Raw genomic sequence first — 4,374 nt, 5'->3', positions numbered from 1 at the left:
TAAAAAAGACAATTTCTATATTATTTCAATAGAAATTGTCTTTTTTCACTTATCCAGATACTTTATGTCCCGAACTCATTTTTATACTATCTAAACTTAATAAATATATTCATTAAGTTATTCAAATTTCAACTTTTACCTTAAAAAAAGTAAAGAGTTTGTTACATATCATATACTGATTCCTAATATAATAATTAAAATTAATCTTTTGAGATTTCAAATTTATATATTTCATCACTGTATGTACTTAATACTTTTTTACAAATTTTGTGTACAATAAAGGCACCTGCAAATGGTATCACGAAATATCCAATAATTAATAAAATAATATTCATAGATGGATTTCCCGACATACGGTTTAATGCATTGATGGGACCAACCAATCCAGTATAACCAAAGCCAGCAGATAGTGCAGTCCCTTTAATTTTTAAAATATAAGCAATTATACCACATATGACTCCATTAATTGTCAATGGTATGGCTATAATTAAATGCTTTAAGTACACAGGAATCATCATTTTAGCAGCACCTATGAGTAATACCACGTTAACTCCAAGAGAATTAACTCTTAAAGATCCAAATAAAAAGGTTACACAAGCTGCAACTATTCCCATATTTGCAGCACCACTTCCTAAACCAGTAAGGTTAATTGCTGTTGCTATAGCAACTAACGAGATTGGAGTTACCATTAATAAAGAAAATGTTACACAAATTAATATAGACATTAATAATGGATTTAATTCTGTAAACCTGTTTACTAATTTTCCTAGTGACTGCGTAATAACTTGAACGTAAGGTAATGTTAATAACCCTATTAATCCACTAATTACAGGAACTAAAACGGGTAAAATAATCATTTCTAAGGAACCTAATTTCCCCTCTAAAAACATATAAATGAAACACGCTAATATAACTACTAAAATTACATTTATAATATCTCCAATTCCTTTTAATTCAATTGTTTGTCCATTATAGTGTACAGCTCCAGAACCTAGCATTGCTGAAATACCAATAATTGCAGCACCTGTACCTTTAAATTTAAATTGGTGCGCAGCAAGAACCCCTATAATAAAAGCCATAAAAGATTGTATGATTGTTACTAGCTGAAAAATCGTTTCTAGTACATGATTACCTTCTTTGAAGAATTTTAATAATTCACCTAATAAGGCATTAGGTAACAGTGCAATAACTACCCCTGCTCCTACTGCATTCAAAATGTTGTTAAAAAATCGCTTTCCATTTATTTGCGAATGACTCATGTTAAACCTCCATTTAAAACATTAAATTAATCGTATTATAGAAACGAAATATAAACAATCATTTAATATCAAATTTCATGTCAATAATTAAAGAAATTTGAGCATTTATACTTAATAGGGATAATATTTAGCATTTACTTATTTGATAAAAAAACATCCAAGGTTAAATTATATATTTAACCTTGGACGCATATGTTATATATATTTTATAAAAACTAAATTTAATTACTGAATATTTATATCAGGTATATTGTTTCTTAGGAATTGTTGAACGAAATCATTAATATAAACACTGCTATTGTATTTATTATCTACGCCACCATAATGTATTCCAATAACTTGATTTTTACCATTAAATACTGGAGATCCAGAGTTTCCACCTACAGTACTTAGGTCATATCTTAATTCCTCGCCACCAATATAGACAACTTTACCTACACTTTCCCACATTGTGGCTAATGGTTTGTCACCAGGGTAACCAGTAACAGTGATGTTTTCATTAATTCTAGTGTCTGTATTGCTACTTATAGTTGCAGGTTTAACTACTTGACCAATATGTTGATTATGTTCGTTTGGTGACACTCTTAAGATTGCTAAATCACTATTACCAGGATACGGTATGATTTCTTGACCCACAAATTTGCCATTAGGATAATCATTTTCATTTTTAGCTGAAGGATGGACACTAATATTTCTTGGATTACCCTTAGCTCCATTAACAACGTGTTTATTAGTTAATATTTCATTTTCACCTACAACAACACCTGAACCACTCATATATCCACCATCTATTGGTATATAAATAAAACTAACAGCATCATAATGACCTTGTGTAGTATTAAAAATTTGATGTCTATTATTATTAGGTAATATTACACTTGGGTAACTTTTATTTTGACTTGGTTTGATATTATGACTCGAACTATTAATATCTAAAACATTTTTGTTTTCTGTGCCAAGTGAGGAATGATTATGGCTTTCTGTATCGGTTTTTGCATAAGAAGTATTTACCATTGTAGTAGTTGCTAACGCTGCAATTGTCATTGTACATATAGATAAAAATCTCTTTTTCATATGATAACCTCCAAAAATTATAAAATTTATTTTTTTAATAACAGCTGTTACAATTAAATTATATATATAAACTGATAAAATATGTGATTAAATGCCTAAATGTTAAAATAAAAACCCCATCTGTTTACATTATATTAAATATTATATTTATTTTTTAAAATATTTTTTATAAGAATTTGGACACAATTATTAGTAACTTACTCATTAATAAAATTTTTGAGACTATCAAATGATAAATAACAATTAGCGCTTAAATAAATAAAAAAAGAGTGAAAACATTAAATTTACAATGGTTTCACTCTAAAAATATAAATGTATACCGGTGGTCGGGATCGAACCGACACTCCAATAAAGGAACGGGATTTTGAGTCCCGCGCGTCTGCCAATTCCGCCACACCGGCTCAATATATAAACAAAAAACTTCCCAATGGAAGTGAATAATGGAGCGGAAGATAGGATTTACACCTATATCTCATTCCGGGAAGGAATGTGTTCTGAGAGTTGAACTACTCCCGCATATTTAAAATTGGAGCGGAAGATAGGATTTGCACCTATATCTCATTCCGGGAAGGAATGTGTTCTGAGAGTTGAACTACTCCCGCATAATATTAAAATTTGGAGCGGAAGATAGGATTTACACCTATATCTCATTCCGGGAAGGAATGTGTTCTAAGAGTTGAACTACTCCCGCATAATAACCTGGAGGCGGCAACCGGATTTGAACCGGTGATAAAGGTTTTGCAGACCTCTGCCTTACCACTTGGCTATGCCGCCAATAACTGGGCTAGCTGGATTCGAACCAGCGCATGACGGAGTCAAAGTCCGTTGCCTTACCGCTTGGCTATAGCCCATTAATATAAAGGGCGGTTGAAGGGAATCGAACCCTCGAGTGTCGGAACCACAATCCGATGCGTTAACCACTTCGCCACAACCGCCATGGCAGGGGCAGTAGGAATCGAACCCACATCAAAGGTTTTGGAGACCTCTATTCTACCGTTGAACTATGCCCCTATATAAGATGGTGGAGGGGGGCAGATTCGAACTGCCGAACCCGAAGGAGCGGATTTACAGTCCGCCGCGTTTAGCCACTTCGCTACCCCTCCAAAATGGTGCCGGCCAGAGGACTTGAACCCCCAACCTACTGATTACAAGTCAGTTGCTCTACCAATTGAGCTAGGCCGGCTATAGGTATGGTTCAGGACAGAATCGAACTGCCGACACATGGAGCTTCAATCCATTGCTCTACCAACTGAGCTACTGAACCAAAATAAGAAATCGTAATGACACCTCTTTGAAAACTGAGTCATGTATGTTCTAAAAAACAATATGCATATCAACTGTTTCATCACGAAACCCATATCAATAATATTGCGGGAGGCGGATTTGAACCACCGACCTTCGGGTTATGAGCCCGACGAGCTACCGAACTGCTCCATCCCGCGCTAATAATTAATGGCGGAGGAAGAGGGATTCGAACCCCCGCGGCCCGTTAAGGCCCTGTCGGTTTTCAAGACCGATCCCTTCAGCCGGACTTGGGTATTCCTCCACAAATTATAGGTAAATAACTATTAAAATTTAATAAATGGCGGTCCCGACGGGAATCGAACCCGCGATCTCCTGCGTGACAGGCAGGCGTGTTAACCGCTACACTACGGGACCATTAAAACGGAGGAAGAGGGATTCGAACCCCCGCGAGCCGTTAAGCTCCTGTCGGTTTTCAAGACCGATCCCTTCAGCCGGACTTGGGTATTCCTCCAAAATTATATGGACCTTGCAGGACTCGAACCTGCGACCGAACGGTTATGAGCCGTTAGCTCTAACCAACTGAGCTAAAGGTCCTGAATATAATTATACAACTAATAGTAGTGGCGGTGGAGGGGATCGAACCCCCGACCTCACGGGTATGAACCGTACGCTCTAGCCAGCTGAGCTACACCGCCGTTATGTAGTTTGTAAATTAATATTGGTGGAGACTAGCGGGATCGAACCGCTGACCTCCTGCGTGCAAAGCAGGCGCTCTCCCAGCTGAGCTAAGCCCCCA

General features: G+C 36.3%; 2 protein-coding genes and 18 tRNA genes. All 20 read right to left on the bottom strand.

Annotated features, from left to right (window positions below):
* Positions 1–200 precede the first annotated feature (200 nt).
* Positions 201–1,259, bottom strand: coding sequence for a PTS sugar transporter subunit IIC (locus AC1Q7N_RS11590; RefSeq protein ID WP_002456347.1), 1,059 nt, complete (start codon positions 1,257–1,259; stop codon positions 201–203).
* A gap of 225 nt (positions 1,260–1,484) precedes the next feature.
* Positions 1,485–2,333 (bottom strand): trypsin-like serine peptidase, encoded by an 849-nt coding sequence (locus AC1Q7N_RS11585; protein WP_001829860.1) that lies wholly within the window; start codon positions 2,331–2,333, stop codon positions 1,485–1,487.
* A 317-nt stretch (positions 2,334–2,650) separates the two neighbouring features.
* A tRNA-Leu gene (locus AC1Q7N_RS11580) sits at positions 2,651–2,734 on the bottom strand.
* A 40-nt stretch (positions 2,735–2,774) separates the two neighbouring features.
* Positions 2,775–2,849, bottom strand: a tRNA-Gly gene (locus tag AC1Q7N_RS11575).
* Positions 2,850–2,860: 11 nt separating this feature from the next.
* Positions 2,861–2,935, bottom strand: a tRNA-Gly gene (locus tag AC1Q7N_RS11570).
* A gap of 14 nt (positions 2,936–2,949) precedes the next feature.
* A tRNA-Gly gene (locus AC1Q7N_RS11565) sits at positions 2,950–3,024 on the bottom strand.
* A gap of 9 nt (positions 3,025–3,033) precedes the next feature.
* Positions 3,034–3,107, bottom strand: a tRNA-Cys gene (locus AC1Q7N_RS11560).
* Positions 3,108–3,112: 5 nt separating this feature from the next.
* Positions 3,113–3,184: transfer RNA gene (locus AC1Q7N_RS11555), tRNA-Gln, on the bottom strand.
* Positions 3,185–3,195: 11 nt separating this feature from the next.
* Positions 3,196–3,268: transfer RNA gene (locus AC1Q7N_RS11550), tRNA-His, on the bottom strand.
* Between the two features lie 2 nt (positions 3,269–3,270).
* A tRNA-Trp gene (locus AC1Q7N_RS11545) sits at positions 3,271–3,344 on the bottom strand.
* 8 nt (positions 3,345–3,352) lie between these two features.
* Positions 3,353–3,436: transfer RNA gene (locus AC1Q7N_RS11540), tRNA-Tyr, on the bottom strand.
* Between the two features lie 4 nt (positions 3,437–3,440).
* Positions 3,441–3,516 (bottom strand) — tRNA-Thr (locus tag AC1Q7N_RS11535).
* Positions 3,517–3,524: 8 nt separating this feature from the next.
* A tRNA-Phe gene (locus AC1Q7N_RS11530) sits at positions 3,525–3,597 on the bottom strand.
* Positions 3,598–3,701: 104 nt separating this feature from the next.
* Positions 3,702–3,775 (bottom strand) — tRNA-Met (locus tag AC1Q7N_RS11525).
* Between the two features lie 11 nt (positions 3,776–3,786).
* A tRNA-Ser gene (locus AC1Q7N_RS11520) sits at positions 3,787–3,879 on the bottom strand.
* Between the two features lie 37 nt (positions 3,880–3,916).
* Positions 3,917–3,992, bottom strand: a tRNA-Asp gene (locus AC1Q7N_RS11515).
* 7 nt (positions 3,993–3,999) lie between these two features.
* Positions 4,000–4,089: transfer RNA gene (locus tag AC1Q7N_RS11510), tRNA-Ser, on the bottom strand.
* 9 nt (positions 4,090–4,098) lie between these two features.
* Positions 4,099–4,172: transfer RNA gene (locus AC1Q7N_RS11505), tRNA-Ile, on the bottom strand.
* 27 nt (positions 4,173–4,199) lie between these two features.
* Positions 4,200–4,273, bottom strand: a tRNA-Met gene (locus AC1Q7N_RS11500).
* Positions 4,274–4,297: 24 nt separating this feature from the next.
* Positions 4,298–4,373 (bottom strand) — tRNA-Ala (locus AC1Q7N_RS11495).
* Between the last annotated feature and the right edge of the window lies 1 nt (position 4,374).

The organism is Staphylococcus sp. GW823-FHT05F06, assembly GCF_058795495.1.
This window is presented reverse-complemented; position numbering and strand designations above follow the sequence as displayed.

Coding starts and splice junctions, on each gene's coding strand:
- AC1Q7N_RS11585 (WP_001829860.1), bottom strand. CDS start 2,333: ATGAAAAAGAGATTTTTATCTATATGTACAATGACAATTGCAGCGTTA.
- AC1Q7N_RS11590 (WP_002456347.1), bottom strand. CDS start 1,259: ATGAGTCATTCGCAAATAAATGGAAAGCGATTTTTTAACAACATTTTG.